At 43.1% G+C, this 23,786-nt stretch carries 18 protein-coding genes and 1 tRNA gene; 6 read left to right on the forward strand and 13 right to left on the reverse strand.

Annotation, left to right across the window (positions count from 1 at the left end):
- Nucleotides 1-6 precede the first annotated feature (6 nt).
- From L0U88_RS00120 to L0U88_RS00130, 3 genes are all read right to left on the reverse strand, one after another.
- Nucleotides 7-3,009, reverse strand: a complete 3,003-nt coding sequence (locus tag L0U88_RS00120) for a beta-L-arabinofuranosidase domain-containing protein (protein ID WP_234863447.1) — start codon at nt 3,007-3,009, stop codon at nt 7-9.
- 169 nt (nt 3,010-3,178) lie between these two features.
- Nucleotides 3,179-3,457 (reverse strand): hypothetical protein, encoded by a 279-nt coding sequence (locus L0U88_RS00125; protein WP_234863448.1) that lies wholly within the window; start codon nt 3,455-3,457, stop codon nt 3,179-3,181.
- 93 nt (nt 3,458-3,550) lie between these two features.
- Nucleotides 3,551-4,129, reverse strand: a complete 579-nt coding sequence (locus L0U88_RS00130) for a hypothetical protein (RefSeq protein ID WP_234863449.1) — start codon at nt 4,127-4,129, stop codon at nt 3,551-3,553.
- Between the two features lie 600 nt (nt 4,130-4,729).
- Between L0U88_RS00130 and L0U88_RS00135 the strand changes: the two genes are divergently transcribed.
- Nucleotides 4,730-5,038, forward strand: coding sequence for a hypothetical protein (locus L0U88_RS00135; RefSeq protein ID WP_234863450.1), 309 nt, complete (start codon nt 4,730-4,732; stop codon nt 5,036-5,038).
- Nucleotides 5,039-5,051: 13 nt separating this feature from the next.
- Here the strand turns inward: L0U88_RS00135 and L0U88_RS00140 are convergent, their stop codons facing one another.
- Together L0U88_RS00140 and L0U88_RS00145 are read right to left on the reverse strand one after the other, a co-directional pair.
- Nucleotides 5,052-5,924: a hypothetical protein gene (locus L0U88_RS00140; protein WP_234863451.1), complete on the reverse strand. Its 873-nt coding sequence runs from the start codon at nt 5,922-5,924 to the stop codon at nt 5,052-5,054.
- A 144-nt stretch (nt 5,925-6,068) separates the two neighbouring features.
- The gene (locus tag L0U88_RS00145; RefSeq protein ID WP_234863452.1) at nt 6,069-6,533 is read right to left on the reverse strand and encodes a hypothetical protein; all 465 of its coding nucleotides are present in this window, start codon (nt 6,531-6,533) and stop codon (nt 6,069-6,071) included.
- A gap of 73 nt (nt 6,534-6,606) precedes the next feature.
- Between L0U88_RS00145 and L0U88_RS00150 the strand changes: the two genes are divergently transcribed.
- The 3 genes from L0U88_RS00150 to L0U88_RS00160 all read left to right on the forward strand — a co-directional run bounded on the left by L0U88_RS00150 (nt 6,607) and on the right by L0U88_RS00160 (nt 8,618).
- Entirely contained in the window at nt 6,607-7,155 is a 549-nt protein-coding gene (locus L0U88_RS00150) for a hypothetical protein (protein WP_234863453.1), read from the forward strand.
- A gap of 535 nt (nt 7,156-7,690) precedes the next feature.
- Complete coding sequence (locus L0U88_RS00155) at nt 7,691-8,209, forward strand: hypothetical protein (protein ID WP_234863454.1); 519 nt, start codon at nt 7,691-7,693, stop codon at nt 8,207-8,209.
- Nucleotides 8,184-8,618 carry a hypothetical protein gene (locus L0U88_RS00160; protein ID WP_234863455.1) on the forward strand — a complete coding sequence of 145 codons (435 nt, stop codon included), beginning with the start codon at nt 8,184-8,186 and terminating at the stop codon, nt 8,616-8,618. Before L0U88_RS00155 ends, L0U88_RS00160 begins: the two co-directional genes overlap by 26 nt.
- Before the next feature lie 536 nt (nt 8,619-9,154).
- Here the strand turns inward: L0U88_RS00160 and L0U88_RS00165 are convergent.
- The 6 genes from L0U88_RS00165 to L0U88_RS00190 all read right to left on the reverse strand — a co-directional run bounded on the left by L0U88_RS00165 (nt 9,155) and on the right by L0U88_RS00190 (nt 15,971).
- Nucleotides 9,155-9,228: transfer RNA gene (locus L0U88_RS00165), tRNA-Pro, on the reverse strand.
- 19 nt (nt 9,229-9,247) lie between these two features.
- Nucleotides 9,248-10,285 carry a dipeptide epimerase gene (locus tag L0U88_RS00170; RefSeq protein ID WP_234863456.1) on the reverse strand — a complete coding sequence of 346 codons (1,038 nt, stop codon included), beginning with the start codon at nt 10,283-10,285 and terminating at the stop codon, nt 9,248-9,250.
- 17 nt (nt 10,286-10,302) lie between these two features.
- Complete coding sequence (locus L0U88_RS00175) at nt 10,303-12,975, reverse strand: 4-alpha-glucanotransferase (protein WP_234863457.1); 2,673 nt, start codon at nt 12,973-12,975, stop codon at nt 10,303-10,305.
- A 129-nt stretch (nt 12,976-13,104) separates the two neighbouring features.
- A complete protein-coding gene (locus L0U88_RS00180) occupies nt 13,105-13,260 on the reverse strand; it encodes a hypothetical protein (RefSeq protein ID WP_234863458.1) in 156 nt (51 codons plus the stop codon).
- A 144-nt stretch (nt 13,261-13,404) separates the two neighbouring features.
- Nucleotides 13,405-15,297, reverse strand: coding sequence for a molecular chaperone DnaK (dnaK, locus tag L0U88_RS00185; protein ID WP_234863459.1), 1,893 nt, complete (start codon nt 15,295-15,297; stop codon nt 13,405-13,407).
- Nucleotides 15,298-15,473: 176 nt separating this feature from the next.
- Nucleotides 15,474-15,971, reverse strand: coding sequence for a GtrA family protein (locus tag L0U88_RS00190; protein WP_234863460.1), 498 nt, complete (start codon nt 15,969-15,971; stop codon nt 15,474-15,476).
- A gap of 27 nt (nt 15,972-15,998) precedes the next feature.
- Between L0U88_RS00190 and argS the strand changes: the two genes are divergently transcribed.
- A complete protein-coding gene (gene argS / locus L0U88_RS00195; protein WP_234863461.1) occupies nt 15,999-17,777 on the forward strand; it encodes an arginine--tRNA ligase in 1,779 nt (592 codons plus the stop codon).
- Between the two features lie 86 nt (nt 17,778-17,863).
- On the opposite strand, the gene L0U88_RS00200 is transcribed toward argS, so the two are convergent.
- Nucleotides 17,864-18,889: a tetratricopeptide repeat protein gene (locus tag L0U88_RS00200; protein ID WP_234863462.1), complete on the reverse strand. Its 1,026-nt coding sequence runs from the start codon at nt 18,887-18,889 to the stop codon at nt 17,864-17,866.
- A 28-nt stretch (nt 18,890-18,917) separates the two neighbouring features.
- Nucleotides 18,918-20,873 carry a 1,4-alpha-glucan branching protein GlgB gene (gene glgB / locus L0U88_RS00205; RefSeq protein WP_234863463.1) on the reverse strand — a complete coding sequence of 652 codons (1,956 nt, stop codon included), beginning with the start codon at nt 20,871-20,873 and terminating at the stop codon, nt 18,918-18,920.
- Between the two features lie 147 nt (nt 20,874-21,020).
- Here glgB and L0U88_RS00210 point away from each other — a divergent pair, with 147 nt between their 5' ends.
- On the forward strand, nt 21,021-23,786 hold the full coding sequence (locus L0U88_RS00210) for a TonB-dependent receptor (protein WP_234863464.1): 2,766 nt from the start codon (nt 21,021-21,023) through the stop codon (nt 23,784-23,786).

Raw genomic sequence — 23,786 nt, forward strand, 5'->3', positions numbered from 1 at the left:
CTGGGTTTATTTAAGATTAACATCCAGGTAAACAGAATGACGCCCATAACTTTCAGAAAACGGTTTGAATAGCACTCCGTCAATGGTGAACTCCAGTTTCTTTGGATCACCCTGGATGGATTGGCTGATGTCTTTTGCATTGAGCGTAACTTTCCGCCATTCTTTCCTCGCTTCCGGTTCCTGTGCGGCTAATAATACCGGACCATAAAAAAGACTCGCAATATTCTGTTGATCCATTACCGGATCCAGGTGAAACTGAAAGGGCATTTTTACCTCGATGGTATCACCGGATTTCCAGGTTCTGCTGAGTTTGACATAGGTTCCCGGTTTGGCTTCCAACGGCTGGATTTTACCATTGATTTTTATTTTGAACCCTTGGGTAGCCCATCCTGGTACCCGTAGGAATAGATCAAATTTTCCATTACCCGTTACCGTTAGGAGTGTCTGGTCCTCTTTAGGAAAACTGGTACGCTGCTGAATTTCTATGTTTCTTTCTGACCACTTGAGTGTGGATGGAATGAAAAGATTTACATAAAGCGACTGGTTGTCAACAGACTTTAAGTAGATAGCCTGTTGCAATTTGGTATTGCTTTCAATCGCTGTACCATTACAGCAAGTAAAGCCGGTCATGTTGGCATTACCAAATTGTTTGATGGAGCCGGGGTTAAGGGGTACATGGTAGGTATTAGCCGGACTGTTCTCCGCCACAGAAGCCAGTATATGATTGTACAGGGCGCGTTCGTAATAATCCATGTACTCCCCCTGCTGATTAAACAAAAACAGTTTATTGGTCAGCTTGAGCATGTTATAAGTAGCACAGGTTTCATTTTGTCCGCCTGTAGAAAAACCGTTTTCATAGAGGGTTCCAGGCTGACTGATAAAACACTCTGCATTGGCAGGATTACGAGCTCCTGCAACGCCTCCGATGCTGTACATGTAATCATGATAGGCTTTGTACCAGAAATTATCAGCGATTTGGTAGTATTCCGGATTTTGAGTTGCCATATACATTTCAATACTTCCAACAATTTGTGGAATGTGCTGATTGGCGTGTAAACCACGGAACAGATCTACATTTTTTGCGAGCCCGTGTGTATGATGGGAGTCCCCATAAAACAGTTTGATATTATCAAATAACTGCGCTGCTTTGAGGTGATTGCTTTTGTTCGTGATGGTATACATCCTTGCCATCACCTCATTCATCCCACCATATTCACCTGCGATATAGGTATTCCATATTTTGATCAGCGTATCAGTTGGTAATTTACTAAGCCGCGAATACACCCAATCCCCCATACCGCTTGCCACTTCCAATGCTTTTTTATTGCCACTTACTTCATAAACATCGAGTAGTCCGGCCAGGATTTTATGCAGTGTATAATAAGGCGCCCAAACCTGGTTGATTTGGCCGCCGTATTTGGCACCCTGTTCCAGCATTATAAACTGATCCGGTGGATAGGCGCTGATAAATCCCTTACCCCAATTCCAATAATCGGTTCGTATACCTTCATCACTGAGGTCGGAATTATACCCCGTTTTTCCAGGGCCGGGAGGAACGGCGGCTGGATCAGCTACTGCAGCTCCGCCACTTTCTTTGGGTTTGCCTGATAATTGCGATAATTCATAGAGTGTTTCCACCAGCTGGTCCATTTTCTGGGCAAAGTTGGCCTGCAGCGATTTGTCATAACCCGTGCTGGCATAAGCTTGCGCGATGGCCGTAAGATAGTGGCCCGTTGCATGTCCTCTTAATTTAGTATCGCGACTGTCCCACACCCCCAACGGTTTGGCACCTTCGGGTTGTGATTGGCCAAACGCATGGCGAAACATGTACAAAAATGAATTAGGGTCAGTATTAGCTAGGGAGTTGATGAACTTGTCCCGGTTCTCTATGAATTGGGTCGTTTGTCCCTCTGCGTTAGTTTGTAGAAAAACCTCGTTCAGCTTAAAACTTTCCAGTTTGGCTTTGGGCGTTTTAGCAGGAAGGTTTTCTTTTACAGTTACTACCGCTTTGGGTTGCAGGGTGGTGCCTGAAATGCGACCGGTAATGGTATAGGTGCCCGGTTTTAGAACAGTTGAATTATCAATATCGGCCGGCCAGATCACTTTCACTTTGGGTCCTTTCACTCCGCTTCTGTATGTGCCCTTTAAGTAAGCGGGTAAACGGGGTAAATTTCCCGTGCTGGTTTCAACTGCTACATCTTCCACTTTTACTAAATAAGGCATGTAGAGTTGAGGGTGATCTGCTGAGAATTTGGGAAGTTCTTCTGCCTGTTTCCGAACATTTACGGCACCATCATTCATTCCACGTTGTGCATTGGTAAAGATGCCGGTTACCTGAGCAGTGCTCAAAGGAACACGGTAAATCCGGAAATCATGCAGCAAGGCATTTAAATTGGATCCTGTTGTTTTAATTGATTTGCCGATATATACAGATTGGTTATCTTCATCCTGTAGCCCCTGTAGCTTGCTAAAATCTGTCGGGAGGCCTTTCCCCTCTCCCACCTGTTTACCATTTACATAGGTAAACAAGGATTTGGAAGCAAGGTCAATTACAATTGCCAGGTGTGTCCATTTATTCAATTCGATAGCAGGTGCAAGTTGTATTGGTTCAATAGAAAAATATTGGGTACCCTCTTTGCCAAATGCGAAAAGAGTTTGTCCGGGTTCCATAGAGTGCAATTGAATCCAGGTGGAAATACTGAAGGATTCCATGTCCTTGAGAACATCAGCGGGAACTGATACAAAAGACTGGTTCGTTCCCCGGAGTGAAAGAACTTTTCCAAAACGAGGATCGTTGAGGAATGGTGTATTTGTATCAGAGATACCGGCGTGTAAATTATTTCTCGACCAATCCCTGGTATTTCCTTTAAAAATATAGCGGGCTATCAATCCGGTTTCGCCAATGCCATCTAATATCTGATCACCATTCTGTGCCAAAGCGATGGTAACCTGCTGAACAAGCAGTACAAGTAAGAGGCTTCCACGTAAGAAAAGTTGAAACGTTTTCATGCACCTAAGCTAGGAAGAACCGGGAAGGTCGGTTGGACCTATTTTAACCTTTGCTCAAATGATTTTAACAGGGTTAAATTGGCACGCACTGCGTTTTATCTGTATTTATTCATTGAGGGTTACGACTCTCCAGATTGCATATGAATTGGTTCGCACTGGTCAGGAGGAGTTATTTTCGATGAGGTTTGCGGTAGATTTTGCCGATGCGAATGTTGTATCGGTTGTTGCGGGTGGTAAAGCCATCAAAACCAGTGATCATTCTGCGTGCATCTGTGTTGTACCCATTGATAAATTCGATGCGGTCATAACTCCTGCGCTTACCGTTTTCGTCAAAGAGTCGACTTGTCCAGAAAGGTGTTACTTCCCGGTACTCAATGGTCTTTTCTCCGGATGCAATCTCATCGAAGTACTGTCCTTTGATCACTATTTTAAGGGAGTTTATGGGCATATAATTAAAACTTTACGAGTATTTTTTATCAGCAAAATCATCGGGCGTTTAGAGAGCGATTCTTTGATGCTTACTCATATATGTTCTTTCTAATCAACTGTCCGCCATTATTTTAGCGATAATCCCTAATGCTAGCACAATAATAAAGAAGACGACGATAAAAGTTGTGTCGTGGTCTTCAGGTTCGCTCTTCTGAGTCTTTGAATCGCCCTTCAGTTCTCCCTGGTCTTTACTGCTAACATGAATTGTTTCACCAGATTCAAGACTAACTCCTTTAACAGCTCCAATACTTCTTTCCTTACGTTTGAGGTAGTCTTCTAAGTTCAAATCAGGAATCACCCGTTCGTTAACTAATATAAAAGGTATGTCAGTAGTACCATCCTTTTTTAGGATCAGCACCCCTTCATCGATGAATGCATGATTCAATAAAAGTTTTTCAACGGTTGTGTCTATCAGCAGTGAGCGAGCAGCCGATATGTACTTCCACGTACCGAGTATCACAGATCCATTTACGGAAAGCACGAGCTCGTTAGGTCTCATGAAGATGTACTGATGTCTGTTCCCGGATTCATCTGTAAATATCCAGGGTTGGTCTATGAACAACTCCTGTTGATCCAGAGATTTACTGATTGCTTCGAGCCGGGGAAGAAGATTTTTAAGCCAAACAAGCATAAGCTGAATTTATGAAAAACTTTCTTCGGAGTAATCATCGTGGTCAGGGAAACTCTCACTTCCTTGATTGGTCGGGTATTTTTAAGGTGGGAATCCCCCTATCCCCACTGGTAAGAAATGCAAACGCATGAAATTCAAAGTTCCACAATTAAGCACCGGTTTAATGGAGCAATATGGGGAGCAAATTCACTCATTTTCTATTCCTTTCTGAAATATTGTCAGCCATGATCAAACAGACTGCAGCAGCTTTGCTGGATAAGCCAATTCAAATTTCTATATACTGGTACCGGCCTTTATGGTTTCATACATTTCGCAAAAAACAATCAGAGCGCACCTTTGCTATCCACCCTCCTTTCCTTGGGACACTGATACAATTTTCAGAGATTCTGGATGATGTTGAAAATGATTTCCCATCACCCAAAGGCCTAAGCATGGAAAAAAATATACTGGTTTGCTGAAAGGCATTGTTTCTCTCTGGCAACAATTGCAGCCCTGGCTATTCAAAACAAACAGGAGCAGCTTCCGGATCCTTTAATCCGCCAGCTGGAGGGGAATATCAAACCGTATGAATTAATCAGGCTTTACAATGCTCTGGCCGATTTGATCGATGTTAGTACTTTTTACCAGTTCTATCACCTTCATAGAAAGCAGGATCCGGATGAGGATAAATCTGAGAGCAGTCCAGGAACCAAAACACTTTGGGGTGTGATCGGTGGGATGATCAAATATTTTCGCTTTTCCTGGAATGAAATCATTTGGGAAATCAGCTACCGAAATATTATGATGCTGTCTGCAACCATTCCCAACTACAAAACAAAAAAGGATAAAAAGGAAACCTCTGAAGTGATTCAAGATAGGGAGTTGAATTCTGGGGAAGATCTGGTGAGTTTTTTGGGATTGAAAATTTAATGTGATTGACGTATTAGGCTGGAATATTATAGAAACCGCCCTTTAAAAAACTTTTAATAATCATTTTTTCCTTTGTCTTATCTTTCCCTTCGAGAGGTTTCATGAAATAAAATAAATAATTTTCTGATCTATTATGTTTATAGACAATCGTATCAGTATTGAATTTGCCTGAAATTTCATTTTGATAACTATATGCAAAAACTACAAAGCACTCATAAAATTTCTGTGCAGTTTCACATGGAATGACGGTGTCTATAGAACCGAAAGTAATTGGATTATTTATTGTAAGATCTACCAGTTCATTTCTCCAGCTGGTGTAACCATAAAAACCTTCAAATTTCCCATTGTTTTCATGAATGAATCCAACCTTACCAGAAAAGTTTTTTGCTGGGATTTGACTTAGATTTTCAATGTAATATTTAAAGGTTGAAAGGCATGGAGCTTGTTCATCATTCCCGGGTGGCGATGAAAAGTAATCTTTAAGTCTAAGTCGAACGAATGGCTGATTGATTTTATTGAAATATTCAGTTTGTTGAAGTGTAGCTTGTAGTAGGTTGAATGTGTTTAATTGGGTAGAATCGATGCTCTGATTTGTATTCTTTATTTCGTTAATAACTTCATCTTGCTTTTCGATAAGATTTGTGATTTTTACAAGCAAATCTTTTTGACTATTGTCTGATAATGTTAGAATAAGTGCCCATATAGCCAGTAGAACTGGCACAATGAAACTTAACCATTGTGCCCATAATGGAAGAGATTTGTTCGATTTTGTAGAAACCAATTCAACTTTCAAAGGAGGATCAATCACTGCCACCGATTTAGGGATATTTAATTCCTTTTTTGATTGGTTTTTATCCGTAGGTTTTTCCTGTCTGTTTTCTGCCATTGAATAAGGTTTGTTTATATGACGTAAAGATTTATGAATTATATCTCAGCCCAGGCCTTTCTCAGGCAAAGCTTGATGGATAAGCTGATCATTTTTGAGGTATTGAGGTTTGTAGCGTGGATCCTGATTTCATTCAAAATTAAATCATTCCTTGGCCAATTTTAAGTAATGCTCTGTATAATCTACCTCATAGCGGAATTCATCATAAGCTTTCTCATACACCTCCAACTCCTTCAACAATTTTGTTGTATTTGGACCTTTCATTCCAATCACAATTGATAATTTACTATTGAAACCAGGGATTACTTGAATACCGCTCAAAGTAATTTTGAATGGTCGATAAATCCGAAGCATTGTAGCGGTAAACACTTTAATCCGTTCGGTTCGTTGCCTGGAGTAAGACTTCAATCTGATATCATCGTCAGTTGTAAGATTACGATCACAGAAAACTGTGAAATATTTTTCGATATTGCTGAGGTCATTATCAAATGGGGGTATATCGTACTCGTCAAGCTCCTTCAGCAATTCAGAAGACAATTCCGGGAATCGTTTCAGAGCAATAATGCCTAACTGTAAAACCTGACCTTTTGAATAATGAAACCGGTTCATATATGCAGAAAATTGAGTTTGGGTTGTATCCCAAATTTATAAATATTACTTTGGCCCAATCAAAACAGATTGCATGAAATCCCTTCCTCAAGAAATGGCAGCTCAGTTCCTTGATGAACTTCTCCACGTTTCTAACTACAACGAGTATATAAGCCGGTTTGATTCGGAATTATATTCTCTCCATGAAGAGTATGACCAAAAGATATTTTTGTCCATCGTGGCCTCCAAGGTTGAAGAGCAAAGGAAAGAGCATGAAAAGAAATGCACAGATCCAGTTTGCCCAAGTGACCTCGGTTATTTAAAGGTGAACAGCCATTTCCAGTACCTGATGAAGCAGCTTGGTATCCTCCAGGAAGATCAATTCAGCAGTGAAAACATAAATACCATTGTGGAACAGTTTGATAACCTGGTGAAAGCTTATGAGGCAATGGGGCAAGAGGTTGAAACTTTGAAGCGTGAGCTAAATGACTTGAAGGATCATTTCTTTCTGGGAAAGACACGATGGAGACAATTCTCCAAGGGCAAGTTTGGCGAAATGGTGACCAGTGGGCTTGTGAGTGAGGCTATTGCAAAGCCCATAGTAGACTTTTTTAATAAAGGCATTTCACAGCTGGGGTACTAATAAAAAAGCCCCGGTTAGAAACTTGGAGTATATAATCTTTAAATCAATCTATTAAAATTACTTCTGTCATCGGAGGAACTTGAATACTGGCCGGTCAATAATATCAGGTCGGCCAATAGCCAGCCGGCCGGACGGGAGTGAGAAGGATGAGCCATATATGCGTAAGTTTGCTAGCGTTGGGAATAGGGAATTCGGGGCAAAGTTGCCACGAAGTAGTTGGAAACATGACAATCTTGTGACATGGTTGTAACCGAAAATGGGTACAAATGGGCAGATTTTAGTGGGTTTAAAGAAAAATATTTGAAAAAATTTTTAAGGGGCTGGTTTTTTGTATACGGCATGCCGGCATGCGCAACTGATTAAGAATCAATGAAATTTTTTGGTGGTATGGAATTGTTTGTTAAATCCCTAAGACTCAAATAGTTGAATCCGCATGCGCTTTTCTTTAAGTGGTAGTACAACGTATAACTATTTGCACTAAAATTGCGTTATACATGCAGCAGCGAGTATTTATTTCTGCAGCATTATTCTGAGAATGATTCACCAAAAGACGATACCACAAACCGTAAAAGGTTTAGTTGCTTCTGGATGCGTAAGCAATTATGCAACTTTTTCTACCACCTACGGAACCCATCAATCTGAAAGCCTGGAAGAGGCATATATTAGAGGTCACATTGATGGTGGACAAGAGAAAGAAGCTGAAATGTTTCGAATGGCAAAGGCGCTGTTCGTCAAAGGGGAAGGCTACATCAGCGAGTTTACCAATGGACTCTTAGAAGTTGCTAATAAACTTCAAATAACAGTATTTAAATTCTGGTTGAAATTTGAAGTATGGGACTCTTGCAAGTTGATTATCGTTGTTAAAATTGAAGATTACATCGATGATAAAATCGACGAATTGTATAAAGCAGCTCAAAGTTTGTCAGACGATATCTCAAAAAATAACTTTGTTATCGATTATGCGATAACCTACTATTCTGAAAAATTAAATGTCGACAGGCTTGTTTCTGACGGCTTTGACAGATTTTATGAACACACACCTATCCCATGCTAGGCATAATAAAAACGCGTGCGACAAGTTACATGATTTAAAAGAGTTCCCAGATTGGACCTCAACAACTGCCTTTTATTGCGCAATGCATTATGCCTACTCAATTTTATTTCCCCTTACTGAGCAAGAATTTACATATAAGAATATAGATCAATACTACTCTAAAAATAGTTCAAACGGCTCTACAAAACATAGCTTAACTAGCCGTTTGATTCAAAAATATCATGATAGTATAGCAGAAAAATACAAGCAACTCAAAGATACCGCTCACACTGCCAGGTATCATGATTATGAAATCCACCCAAATGTGGTTGGAAAAATGAGAAGAAATATGAGTTTCATATCTGAATATTGTGAAAATAAATTTTGCAATTCAAGTGAAGATTTAGAGTCTAAAAAAGAAACCTCATAACTACATTCAGTCAAAGCTCGCACGCCTTTCAAAATCTACATATTTTATTTTTATAATAAAGATATTTTCCTTCCCCCTTCCTTTACAATGGATTCGCCCAAAAATTTTGACTTAAATGATCTTGACAACATTGTTCAAAGAAAGTCGTTTTATTCAAAAAGCCCCAGGTAGAAACCTGGGGCGATTACTTTAATTGCAATAATATTTGCACTTCAAAAATACTCATTGAACACCAGCTCACCTAACAATTTGTTTTTTTGCTGGTGCTGGGAATCATTAAATGCGCATATATATCTTTGATCTGTCACCGCTACTATACCTCCAGTCCGCTTTACCGGGGTAGATGGGGGAGAGCGGTGATATTTTTTTAAAACATCCAGGCAGGTCGTTTGCATTTACCCCCCCCCTCCTTCTCTTTTACAACCTGGTTCAATAAAATATTTTGAAAATATTTTGAATTTGCTCCCCATTCTGCTCCCCTTTGCTATATGAAATTATAAAACCCGCTACTGGTGCGGGTTTTGTTAGATTACCTGTCGGGATGACTGGATTCGAACCAGCGGCCTCTTCGTCCCGAACGAAGCGCGCTACCGGGCTGCGCTACATCCCGTTGGGAAGGGGTGACAAAATTAAGATTCTGCAATATTTCTTCCAAAATCTGTAACGGTAATACCCAAGCCCGGTGTTTCGGGCAGGATGACCTTCCCAAAATCATACTGCAGACCGGTGGCGATATCTTCTGCCAGTAGCAGCGGACCATCCATGTCGAGCCAGTCGGCCAGTGGTGCCAAATGTGCGAGGGCGGCAGAACCAATCGTGCTTTCATTCATGCAGCCTAACATAACTTTCATTCCCAACTCACGGGCCTCCTTAATCATGCGCAGGGCCGGAGTGATTCCTGTACACTTAGTCAGCTTGATATTGATGCCATGAAAATGTCCAGCGCAACGCGCCACGTCTTTTTCAAACACACAGGATTCATCTGCCATCAGCGGTAAGGGGGAGCGTTCGTGTAACCATGCCATACCTTCCCAGTCATCTTTTGCAAGTGGCTGTTCAATAAACTCCACATTCATGTCTGCAAAGGCGGTTATTTTTTCCAATGCTTCTTCTTTGGTCCAGGCAGCATTGGCATCAATCCGTAAGGGGGTATCCGTATGCTCCCGGAGCGCTTTCATGATTTCGATATCCTGCTGGGTACCCAATTTAATTTTGTAGACCGGCCATGGTTTTTCCTTCATTTTGGCTACCATCTTTTCGATGCTGTCAATACCGATGGTATAATCTGTGATGGGCATCCTGGCAGGATCTCCCCCAAACAACCGGTACAGGGGCTGGCGTTTGATTTTACCAAACAGATCCCAGGCAGCGATATCAAGTGCCGCTACTAAAAATCCGTTGGCAGGATAAAGATGATGCAGGTAATGCCAGTAACGATCAGGAGTGGTGAAGGCAAACTTTTCTACAAAGATTTTCTTCGCCAGCAGATCTGCCTCCATCTTCTCAACCGGAATATTATAATAGGCGATAGCAGGCGCTTCACCGTATCCTTTGATTCCATTGAAATCAAGTTCCACCACCAGTGCTGGCTGATGGGTTTTGGTTCCCTTTGATATGGTAAAAGGATGTATAAACGGAAGGTTTGTTTTGGTATAACTCACACGCATACCACAAACCTACATCATTATGCCCTTCCACTCACTTTAATATGCTCTTTGAGATCGTGGTTAAACGCTTTTTCCTTCATCAATTGTTCCAGTGAAATATGCATCCGGTACCGCCAGTAATGTTTGGGGTTAGATGGAATATTGATCCGTTCATCGGCCGCATTGGCACGACGTAGCTGGTCATCGCCCCCCAATAAATCCTGTAATTGGAAGACACTCCACATGGCGGGTGAATGCAGGTGCTGAATGATGATCTGTTTGTTGATCCATGCCTCACAGAAGGCAGGTGCATCTCCCCACTGACCGAGTTCATTATTAAAGAAACGTTGAGTTTTAGCGCGGTCTTCTTCCCACCAACCGCGGATGGTACTCATATCGTGGGTAGAAGGCGTTACCACTGCCAGATAAGGCGCATCGTCCGGATGGAAAAATTCGCGTTCCGGATTTTTCGGCATACGCTGGATTTCCAGGCTGAGGATACCGAGTTGATTCATTACCTCCGGCACGCAGCCTGGTACCATCCCCAGGTCTTCACCACAAATCATCATATTGGTGGAGGCTTTCAACGCAGGTAACTTATTCATAGCTTCCTCCATCCAGAATCCATCCTGACGGCGATAAAAATAGTTAACATAGAGTTCTTTCAATTTCTCCTTTGTATCCCATTCCAGCGACTGGAAAGAACTGGTCTGTTCCATGCCAAAACGGAAATGGTATTGGGTACCATTGGAGCCCTCCTGTTCAAACAGTATAACATTGCTGTGCAGGTCGTATAATCCCTGGCGCAGCCAGTTATTGGTGTCTCTTACCTCTTCTGTTATGAACCAGTTTTCTATTTTTCGCTGCGTATCAAATGCAGATTTGAAAAAATATTGACCGTAGCCTGTAGGATCCAGGAAGGTTTCTTTTACAAATCCGGCTACTTCCCCGAATCGTTCATTCAGGAGATTTTCGGTTATATAGGGCTGTGTGTAACGGGTATGATCAAACCAGATGTTACGCTCCTGGAATTCGTTTTTATGCACAGGAATAGCTGGTACAAATCGTCCCATAATACCTTCCACTGAATGATAGGGTATTGACCAGATCCGGAAAAAACCAAGAATATGATCGATGCGGAATGCATCAAAATAATCGCTCATCTGGGCAAAGCGACGTTTCCACCAGTTGAAGCCATCCGTTTGCATTTGCTGCCAGTTATAGGTAGGGAATCCCCAGTTCTGTCCTTTGATAGCAAAGTCATCTGGTGGTGCACCGGCCTGTTGGTCCATATTGTATAAGTCCGGCGCTACCCAGGCATCACAACTGTACCGGTAGATGCCAATTGGTATATCGCCCTTTACGATGATACCTTTTTTATGCGCGTACCTGGTAGCCGCTTTTAGTTGAACATGCAACTGGTATTGCAGGTAATAATGAAACTGGATTTGCGCATACTCCTCACTGTCTGGTGCCACCAGGTTTTCAATGGCTTCCTGGGCATACTGGCTATATTCCGTCCAGCCAGTAAAATCAGAACTACCGTTTTTATCTCTCAGGTAACAGAAGGCAGCATAAGGCACGAGCCAATCCTGGTTACCGGAGAAAAAATCGAGATACTCAGGATCCGATGCCCAGCTTTCTTTCTGGACTTCAAAAAGCTGATGCAGTACGTTCAGTTTGAGCTTCAGCACGGCTTCGTAATCAACTGTTTCCAGTTCGTTGAGTTCTTTTTGTTGATCGCGATAGGGTTTTAATAAAGCAGCCTGTTTTTTCCCTGCCACTTCATCCGGATTCAGGAAGATTGGGTGTAAGGCAAAGGCGGAGATCGCTGCATAAGGATAGGAATCCACCCAGGTATGAGTAGCCGTTGTATCGTTAATGGGTAACAGTTGAATCAGTTTCATGTCAACGGATCCTGCCCAGTCTACCAGTGCCTGGATATCGGTGAATTCGCCGATACCCCAACTGTTTTTACTGCGTAAACTAAATACGGGGATCGCCACGCCAGCTCCTTTCCAGGTAGTATTCGGGATCTGGGCAAAGCCATCGTGTACAATGGTCAGGTGTTGACCGGCATCACCAAAGAGGTGACGGTTCTCACCTGCTTCAAACTGTACAAAAGTTTTGTGTTTGGTGTGATAGATTCCGTATTTGTATTGTAGGGGGAATTCTTCCTTGGGCAGGTCAATGGCAACCGTCCACCAGTTTCCCTCTGCCTGCAACAGTATTGGATCTTCGGTTGACCAATCCCGTAAGGCGGTGCCGGCACCGGATAAACAGATTACTTCATTTTTTTTCAGCAAGGGCGCTTTCACCCGGAAAATATGACTGAACTGTTTGGGGTGTTTGTATTTTTTCTTACCTGTTTCCGGCAACAGTATTTCCTGGAAAGGTGCTGTATAAAAGGCATTTTCAAAGGAGCCTGCATGGTTCCAGGTATCGACTACCTGGATTTCGGTGAACTCTTTGATACCGGTAGGCAGGTGCCGGTCATCTCCCCATTCATTCACGATTTTACCATCCACATCCTGTAACTGATACTGGTAGGTAATCCCTTCCAGTGTGGCGGGGTCTATCTCCAGTTGAGCGAACCAATATTCCTGGTTGAACCAGGACATGCGAAGGGGATCTTTCCTGTTGGGAAGGCCGGTTATAAATAATTCTTGTCCGACTACTGTCGTAAATCGTAGATAAAACTGAATTGTCATGCAATCGTTGTTTGGGCTGGTCGAAACAAAAATAATTTATTTGTGTATAATTTACACATTTGTTGTTGTTTGGGCATAAAAAAAATCCCTGCCATTGGCAGGGAGCTAATATAAGTTACTTCTAATCACTTAGATGATATCCATTGCTTTTACAAAGCTGGTACACACAAATGGGATAATCATGGTCAGGTATTCCCAGTGCAGGTAAATGGCAGCCAATAAAGCGGCAGTTGATACAAAAAAGCCTAACCACCACATCCCGGTATTTTTCTTTTGTGTTTCCATGATAGATTGTAAAAATTAAAAAGTAAAAATTAATACGCGGCAAAAATAGACATTTCTGTAACATACCCAAAAGGAAAAGCGGCCGAAATTTTCGACCGCTTTTCCTTTTCACGTCTCACATCTCACATCTGACGTCTCACTTATTTATTTCACTTCCTCAAATTCCGCATCTGTCACATTTTCGCCGTTTGCTCCCTGGGCACCAGCGTTGCCATCGGGCTGTGCGCCACCTGCCTGCTGGGCTTTGTAGATTTCTTCAGAAGCGGCAGTCCAGGCAGTATTCATCTCCGTTACTGCGGTATCAATCGCAGCAAGGTCCTGGCTCTTGTGTGCGTCTTTCAATTTATTGAGGGCTGTTTCAATTGGTGCTTTTTTATCAGCAGGGATTTTATCGCCAAACTCTTTCAGTTGTTTTTCAGTTTGGAAAATCAGGCTGTCGGCCTGGTTGATTTTTTCAACCCGCTCCTTCGCTTCTTTATCAGATGCTTCATTCGCTTTCGCTTCTGCCTTCATTTTTTCGATTTCGTCTTTAGTCAGACCAGAACCTGCTTCGATCCGGATCTTCTGCTCTTTTCCGGTTCCTTTGTCCTTGGCCGTTACATGCAGGATGCCATTGGCATCAATATCGAAAATTACTTCGATCTGCGGAACACCACGGGGAGCGGGCGGAATGCCATCCAGGTTGAACATACCCAGACTCTTATTCTGGTTCGCCATCGGGCGCTCACCCTGCAATACATGGATTTGTACTCCAGGCTGGTTATCAGCGGCTGTGGAGAAAACTTCCGATTTTTTGGTTGGGATGGTGGTATTGCTTTCGATCAATCTTGTCATTACTCCTCCCATAGTTTCGATACCCAGGCTCAGCGGGGTAACATCCAGCAGGAGTACATCCTTCACTTCGCCGGTTAAAACCGCACCCTGGATACCGGCACCTACTGCCACTACCTCATCGGGGTTTACTCCCCTGTTGGGTTTTTTACCGAAAAATTTCTCTACAATTTCCTGCACTTTCGGGATCCTTGTTGAACCACCTACCAGGATCACTTCATCGATATCAGAAGTGCTCATGCCGGCATCTTTCAGCGCCTGCTCACAGGGCTTCAGACAGCGGGTAAACAGGTTGTCGGCCAGTTGTTCAAACTTAGCGCGACTCAGTTTTTTCACCAGGTGCTTGGGAACTCCGTCTACAGCGGTGATATAAGGCAGGTTGATTTCTGTTTCAGAAGAAGAGGATAATTCCACTTTTGCTTTTTCAGCAGCTTCTTTCAGGCGCTGCAGGGCCATAGGGTCTTTGCGCAGATCCACACTCTCATCTTTCTTGAACTCATCTGCCAGCCAGTCCATGATTACCTTATCGAAGTCGTCTCCACCCAGGTGGGTATCACCATTGGTCGATTTTACTTCAAATACCCCATCGCCCAGTTCGAGGATGGAAATATCGAATGTACCACCACCGAGGTCGAATACGGCGATCTTCTGGTCCTTGCCTTTTTTATCCAGACCATACGCCAAAGCGGCAGCGGTTGGTTCGTTTACAATACGACGAACATTCAGTCCGGCGATTTCACCCGCTTCCTTGGTTGCCTGACGCTGAGCATCGTTAAAATAAGCCGGTACGGTGATCACCGCTTCGGTTACTTCCTGTCCAAGGTAATCTTCCGCTGTTTTCTTCATTTTCTGAAGAATCATAGCGCTGATTTCCTGTGGAGTGTAAAGGCGACCATCGATATCGATGCGCACCGTATTATTATCGCCTTTGGCTACTTTATAGCTCCAATGGCTGATTTCTTCAGTTACTTCATCAAAGCGACGGCCCATGAAGCGCTTAACCGACATAATGGTATTATGCGGGTTGGTGATGGCCTGGCGTTTGGCCGGGTCGCCCACTTTTCTTTCTCCGTTTTTCAGGAAGGCTACCACGGAAGGCGTCGTTCTACGTCCTTCGTCATTCGCGATTACTACGGGTTCGTTCCCCTCCATAACCGAAACGCAACTGTTGGTAGTTCCCAGGTCGATGCCTATTATCTTTCCCATATGAATAATTTTCCTTTAATGAATGAATGTACTTTCTATTGACAATCAATATGCCAAGCGCCATTTTAAGTGTTAAAATGGCAGTTTTGTCAGGTTTGCCGCATAGGACCTGCCAAATCTCGCTTCACCCGACCGGCTCCACCCGACCAGTGCCACCTGTCGGGTGAAAAAATGACCTATTTCTTAAATGTGAAATTTCGCTGCGCGAGGTAACTGAAGGTAACCACGATCACAGTTGTGAAGATTTTGGCCACCGTGGGGTAAATGCCAAACTGTTCTACAAAAAGTTTAATAAAGATATAGTTGAGGAAAATACAGGCTGTTACGAGCAGCACATACCGGAATAACTGGACCCTTCCGCGGAGGACAGAATCATTGAATACCACGGTTCGGTTCAGGAAAAATCCAAGTGGAAAGCTAATGCAGAAAGCGATGATAAAAGCCATAATATGCGGGGTGATCACCGCTTCCCGGCCGAATACCTGGAATCCAAGATGTACATCCTGTTTGTTCAATATATAGTTGTAAGAAATAAAATAGATGAAGATATCAAGCGCCGTATTTCCACCGCCGCAGGCAATATAACGGAAGGTCTGAATTGGAAGAAACCGTTTAAACGGAGGATAAAAGAAATCAATCACCCGACTAATGCTTTGACTCACCCATGTTAACATGGGCGCAAATATATATTTTTGCCGCCTATGGCGATTACTCAACAGATCCAAAGCATTGTTAACAGCGCAATCAGCGACTTATTCCCTGAGCTCGATGGTCCGGCCAGTTTCCAAATTAACCAGACCAAACCGGAATTCGAGGGGGATTATACCGTCGTATTATTCGGACTGACCAAACCACTCCGTCAGAAACCGGAAGAACTGGGCGAAAAACTGGGACAATACCTTGTAACTCAAAATAGTGGATTCTTCACGGCCTACAATGTGATCAAAGGGTTTCTGAATCTGACAATTGCAGATACCTACTGGAATACCTTGCTGGAGGAACATTATTACAACCCATCTTATGGAAAAGCAGCACCCAATGGCCAGAAAGTAATGGTTGAATATGCTTCTCCCAATACCAATAAACCGTTGCACCTGGGTCACCTGAGAAATATTTTCCTGGGCTGGAGCATCGCTGAAATCCTGAAAACCGCGGGATATGAGGTGGTGAAGTCCTGTATCGTAAACGACCGTGGTATTCATATCTGTAAGAGCATGATCGCCTGGTTACGTTATTCAAATGGGGAAACCCCCGGATTGGTAGGCCAGAAAGGAGATCATTTTGTAGGCGATTATTATGTCAAATTCAACGAGGCCTATAAAGCGGAAGTGGAAACCCTGATGGCGGCTGGCAAAACCAAAGAGCAGGCAGAGAAAGAAGCTCCCATCATGCAGGCTGCTCAGCAAATGCTGGTGGATTGGGAAGCCGGTAAACCCGAAGTGATCGATCTGTGGAAACAGATGAACGGCTGGGTGTACGATGGCTTTGCCGCTACCTATGATGCCATCGGTGCAGATTTTGATATCACCTATTATGAAAGCAATACCTATCTCTTAGGTAAGAAGACCGTACAGGAAGGATTAGAAAAAGGTGTGTTTTATAAAAAGGAGGATAGCAGTGTATGGATTGATCTGACGGCAGACGGACTCGATGAAAAACTCGTTCAAAGAAAGGACGGCACTTCTGTTTATATCACACAGGATATCGGTCTGGCCCAACAGAAATACGAGGAATATGGAATGGATCAAAGCATCTATGTGGTGGGTGATGAACAGAACTATCATTTCAAAGTGTTGAAACTGATTGCTGAAAAATTACAATTGCCCAAGGCCGATGGGATTTATCATCTCTCCTATGGTATGGTGGAATTACCGACCGGTAAAATGAAGAGTCGGGAAGGTACTGTGGTGGATGCGGATGACCTGGTTGCAGAAATGATTGCCATCGCGGAAGTGAATACGAAGGAGTTGGGGAAGGTGGATGATTTTACTGATATCGAACTAAGCGAATTATACAATACCATTGGCCTGGGTGCGCTGAAGTTTTATTTGTTGCGGGTGGATCCTCAAAAGAAGATGATCTTTAATCCGGAAGAGTCCATCGATATTCATGGGTTTACCGGACCATTTGTGCAATATACACATGCACGTATTAAATCCATTTTGAGAAAGGAAGCTCCTTCAGATGCTTCAGATTGGATGAATGAGCCACTGCTGCCTTTGGAAAAATCAATGCTGGTATACCTGGAACAGTTTCCATCAGTAATTGAGCAGGCTGCAACTGAACACAACCCATCAGCTGTAGCTGGATACGTTTTCAAATTAGCGCAATTATTCAATTCATTTTATACGCAACATCAGATTAGTCGGGCTGAAACACCGGCCAAAAAAGAACTTCGTTTACGTATTGCTGTTATGACAGCACATGTGCTGTCGGCTGGAATGGGAATGTTGGGAATTCGGGTGCCGGAGAAGATGTGAGAACGGGAGGAAAGGAAGAGGGTGGAATGGAAGAAAGGTTATCGGATGTCCCTTATCCATTCCACCCTCTTCCTTTCCTCCCGGTATTACAATCCAAACATCGACTTCTTCTCTTTCAGCTTCGCTAAAGAAGGGTCCATGCGGATGGCTTTTTCGCAGAGGTCTTTGCCTTTGTTGTCCTCCCCTTTTTTGATGTATGCGATTCCGATCATATATACAGCCCGGGCTTGCTGCGGATCAATGGCCAGCATTTTGTCCCAGGTTTCAATTGCCTGGTCGGCATTTCCTGAATAGTAATACGATTCACCCAGGCTGAATAACAACTCCAGATCCTGGGGTTTACGTTGCAGTACTTCCTGGTAAAGGGGAATACTTTTATCAAACTGTTTGTTTCCGTAATAGGAGTTGGCGAAATTTTCGAGGAAATCATTGCTGCGTGGATGTCCGGCTGCCAGCGCTTTTTCAAACCAGGGAATGGCGCGGACTTCATCCGGGATGGCAGAATACGTCATGGCTGCTTCATACATCCATTTATTATTGGTTGGATCCAGTCGGATGGCTTGCTCGTAGCAACCGGCTGCCCGGCGATAATTATTCATCTCAATATAACAACGGGCCGCGATAAAGGGCATCTGAGCAATGCTGCTGTCTTTTTTCCAGGCTTTTTCAATGGATTCCAGGCAACTGCCATAATGTTCCATTTCATAATAAGCCCGGGCTGCCAGCCAATCGAGGTTTGCTTTGGATCCCATGGTCCGGGCCTGCTGCACCAGGTTCACGGTCTCCTGGAACTGGCGGGTCTGAAAATTCAGTTCAGCTAGCTGGCGTACCAATAAAGTATCCTTTGGTGAAACCGCCAGTAGCTTTTTGTAGGTCTCCCTGGCAATTACATAATATCGCAATTCCAATGCCATATCGGCCATTCCTTTCAGTGCTTCCGCATTGGAATCATCGAAACTGGTAGCTTGTTTATATGCATTGTAAGCGGGTAGAAACTGGCGACGGGAGGCTGCTTCTTCCCCCTGTTGGAGATAATGGGAAACACTGTCCTGTTGTGCCCTGGCAAACTGCACGACAGCAATACATGCGAGAATGGTTATCAGCTGTTTCATAGTAATTGGACGGTGGGCCAGAGCCCTTTTATTTGAGTACTACAGCCCCTAACGGAGGGAGATGCAGGTTTATTTCAAATAGATTGTTGTTTTTATCCACTTCGGTTACAATCGGATCCGGGTTGAAAACGTCACCTGTTCCCCAATATTCGGTTTCATTGCTGTTGAAAATCTCCTTCCATTCTGATTTTCCGTATGTTATCACTTTCCAGTTCCGCCGCACTTCAGGTGTCATATTTAAAACTACTAAAATATCTTCTTCCGGCTGCTCTCCTTTCCGACGATACACCATTACAGATTCTGCACGATGGTTCAGATCTACCCATTCAAATCCCCCCTGCTCAAACTGCTTTTCGTACAGCGCAGGTTCGGCTTTTAACAGATGGCAAAGTGCTTTTACACAATTTTTCATCCCTGCATGACTGTCGAATTGCAGCAGTTCCCAGGGAAGTTCTGATTTGTAATTCCATTCTGTGGTGGAACCAAATTCGTTGCCCATGAATAGCAATTTGCCACCGGGATGCGTGAACATGTAGGTGTACAATAAACGCAGGTTGGCAAATTTCTGCCATTCATCGCCTGGCATTTTATAGATCATCGGACTTTTGCCGTGTACTACTTCATCGTGACTCAACGGCAGCATAAAATTCTCATCGTAATAATACATCATGCTGAACGTAAAGAGATCCTGGTTGAACTGTCGGAACAGCGGATCGTTTTTGAAGAAGCGTAAGGTATCGTGCATCCATCCCATCATCCATTTCATTCCAAAACCGAGGCCGCCTTGAAAAGTTGGTTTGGATACTCCCGGCCAGTCTGTTGCTTCTTCTGCAATGGTCTGCACATCCGGAAAGTCTCGGAATATAGTTTCGTTGAAATCTTTGATGAACGCTATTGCCTCCAGATTGCCATCACCCCCGAATTCATTGGGTTCCCACTGGCCTTCATTCCTGCTGTAATTTAATTTCAGCATTGAGGAAACAGCATCTACACGAAATCCATCAATGTGAAACTGATCAAACCAAAAGCGTGCATTGCTGATCAGAAAGGATTTTACTTCTCCCCTTTTATAATTGAAAATATAAGAATTCCAGTCGGGATGATAGCCCTTGCGCATATCGGCATACTCATAGGTGTGTGTACCATCAAACATGTAGAGACCATGTGAATCGTACGGGAAATGCGAGGGTACCCAATCCAGGATTACACCAATTCCTGCCTGGTGAAACGCATCGATCATTGCTTTGAATTCCTGTGGCGATCCAAACCTGGATGTGGGTGCGAAATAACCAGTACCCTGGTAACCCCAACTCCCGTCAAAAGGATGTTCCATTACCGGCATAAATTCCACATGTGTGAAACCCATTTCCTTTACGTATGGAACAAGTCTGGCTGTGATCTGCTCATACGTATTGTAGGTTTCCTCATCGTGTTTGTCGGGGCGCATCCAACTGGCCAGGTGTACTTCATAAACACTCCAGGGCGCATTCAGCGCATTGTGCTGTTTGCGATTTTTCATCCATTCCTTATCCTGCCAGTTATAGTATGTATCCCAGGTAATGGAAGCTGTTAAGGGTCTTTTCTCCCAGAATCTTGCAAAGGGATCTCCCTTATCCAATTCAATTCCCTGGAAACCTTTGATACGGTATTTGTAAACTTCTCCCAATCCGAGCTTCGGAATAAATCCTTCCCATACACCACTTTTATCCCAGCGCGGATATAGCTCATATTCATTGTTTCTCCAGTCGTTGAAATTTCCTTTAACGGATACACTGGTTGCATTGGGTGCCCATACGGCAAAATAAATGCCCCAGGTTTCCAACACCTGTATGGTATGCGATCCGAATTTTTCATACAGGCTGTAATGGGTGCCCTGCTGAAAATTGCGTATATCCTCTTCCGTTAGTAAAGAATAGTTCCAGACTTTTTTAGATGTATCGATAAAGTTATCTTGTTCGTAGGAAGGTCCTGGTAATGAAGACATAACGTTCTGGTTGTCTTTAAAATTAAGGGAAAATAAGGGTAATTGGGTGTTTTAAAATTGGTTGGCTTTTAACGAAGTATTATTGATCAACGGTAATGGATTGTGGAAATAATTAGCAAATTTTGCCCCTGCCAGCTAAACCTTACTATGAGAAAATTACTGTTCGTATGGGCTTCCCTGTTAATATCAGGAATACTACAGGCCCAGACAACCACTATCAGGGGACAAATTGCAGATACCTCAGAAAAGAAACCACTTGTAAATGCAGTGGTTGCTCTACTCTCTCCCGACTCTGTTTTATTGCAACATGCAAGAACTGATGCAAAAGGGAATTTTGTGTTGAAAGCTTCAGACGGTAAGCCCTATTTATTACTGGTTAGTTACCCCAAGTTTGCAGATTTTCTGGATGTGGTGAAACCCGTTGGTACTGAGTTCGATCTTGGAAAAATCAATCTCATCAAAAAATCCGTGCTGCTCGAAGAAGTAATCGTTTCACAGAAAATCGGGGCTATCCGCATGAAAGGCGATACATTGGAGTTTCGTGCGGATAGTTTCGCAGTTCGCCAGGGAGCGAATGTGGAGGAGCTATTGAAACGGTTGCCAGGGCTGCAGGTGAACCAGAAAGGAGAAATCACGGCACAGGGTGAAAGAGTACAAAAAGTACTGGTGGACGGAGAAGAGTTTTTCAGTGATGACCCTGCAGTGGTAACACAAAATCTTCAGGCAGATGCCATCGAAAAAGTGCAGGTCTTTGATAAAAAAAGTGAACAGGCGACTTTCACCGGAATTGATGATGGTGAAAAACAAAAGACAATCAATTTAACCCTTAAAGAAGACCGGAAAAAGGGTTATTTCGGCAAGGCTAAGTTAAGTGGCGGACTGCCCGATTATTTTGAGAACGAAGCAATGATCAATGCGTTTAAGGGTAAACGTAAGTTAGCCGCTTATGGTACGATGGCCAATACGGGAAAGGCGGGCCTGAGCTGGCAGGACAATGACCGGTTTGGCGGTGGATCCAATATGGAATACAACGAAGAGGACGGTTATTTTTATTCCTTTGCGGAGTCGGATGAATTTAATACCTGGGGCGGACAATACAATGGTGAAGGATTACCTAAAGCCTGGACCGCCGGAGCGCATTATTCGAATAAACTGAATAATGATAAAACGCATGTAAACGGTAATTACCAGTTTTATAAGCAAAACATAGAAAACGAAGGTGCCAATACAAGTCAGTCTATTTTAGCAGATCGGTTATTTTATAATAACAGTACCCGAAAGACTTCTACGATGAATCTGAAACATCAGTTATCAGGTTTTTATGATGTAAAACTGGATTCCTTGTCCAGTTTGAAGATCAATGTGAACGGAATGCAAGGGCAGGCCAACAATTCCTCCATATTCAGTTCAGAATCACTGGGAGACCTGGAACAGCTAATCAATAACCAGGATCGCCGCCTGAGTTCTGTTGGAGACCGCCAGCAGATGAAAACTTCCGCCATTTGGAGAAAGAAATTCATGAAAGCCGGACGTACGCTGTCCGTTAACCTGGATCAGCAATACCAGAACAATGCGACGAATGGTAATCTGTTTTCAGTAAACCGGTTTTTTGATGGAAATGGCAATCTGACGAATACCGATACAGTGGATCAGGTAAAAAGCAATTATTCCCAGTCGAATATCTGGGGTGGTCGAATTTCCTATACGGAACCCCTATCCAAGAAATGGTTTGTAGAAGCAAATTATGGATACCGCATCAATAACAGTAAAGCCTTGCGCAGTTCCTTTGTGAAGGATTTCAACGGCAAGTACGAAGTGCTGGACAGCCTGTTCAGCAGTGATTATGCCTTTGATTTCAATACCCATAGCACCGGATTGAATTTCCGTTTCAATGGTTCTAAAATCATGGCGTCCTTCGGAAGTAATATCAACTTCGCGGATTTCCGCCAGAAGGACCTGGTTCGTGATACAGTTTACAAGTATGGGTTTACCAACTTTTTTCCCAAGGCGAATATTCGGTTTAAAATGGGAGCGCAGCGCAATTTAAATATTCGCTACAATGGTCAAACCGCACAGCCTACGCTACAGCAGATTCAGCCCATATTGGAGAACACAGATCCGCTTAATATTCAGGTAGGAAATCCGAATTTGAAACAGGAATTCCGGCATAATCTTAATCTGAACATCAATGATTATAAAGTATTGACCGGACGAAATGTGTACTTCAATTTCGGCTTTAATTTTATTGATAATGCAATCAGTCGCGCTGATAATGTGGATGCGCAGGGCAGGCGGCAATTCAGTTTTGTAAATGTGGACGGAAATTTCAATTATTACATGTACACCGGCTATTGGAAAGATCTGAAAAAAATTAAATCCAGTTTCAATTTGAGTCTTAACTGGAATGGCGGTAAGAATAACAATTTTGTAAATAATGTGAAAAACACCAATACCTATTCTTCCATGGGCGGACAGATGTCCTTTTACAAGAACAAGGAAAAGAAATATTATGTAGAATTGTCCTTTGGCCCCAATTTTACCAGAAATGTTTCCTCTCTGCGTCCGGATGTAGTGACGAAATTCTGGACCACTGACTCAAGAATTGGTGGATCCATTTTCTTCCTCAAAGACTTTGAACTGAATTCCAATGCCACGTATCAATGGCGTCAGAAAACAGATGTTTTCGGAGAAGACAGAAATGTGGTTTTGTGGAATGCTTTTCTGTCCAAAAAGTTCCTGAAGAAAAAGACGGCGGAGATTCGGTTGTCTATCAACGATATCCTGAATCAGAATATTGGGTTTCAGCGAACGGCTAATTCCAATTTCATTTCAGAAAATACGTATAGCACCCTGCGCCGGTATTGGTTACTGGGTGTAATCTGGAATTTTAGTCGTAATCCTGGTCAAAAATAA

It is taken from the genome of Flavihumibacter fluminis, from assembly GCF_021491375.1.
Taxonomy (GTDB): Bacteria; Bacteroidota; Bacteroidia; order Chitinophagales; family Chitinophagaceae; genus Flavihumibacter; species Flavihumibacter fluminis.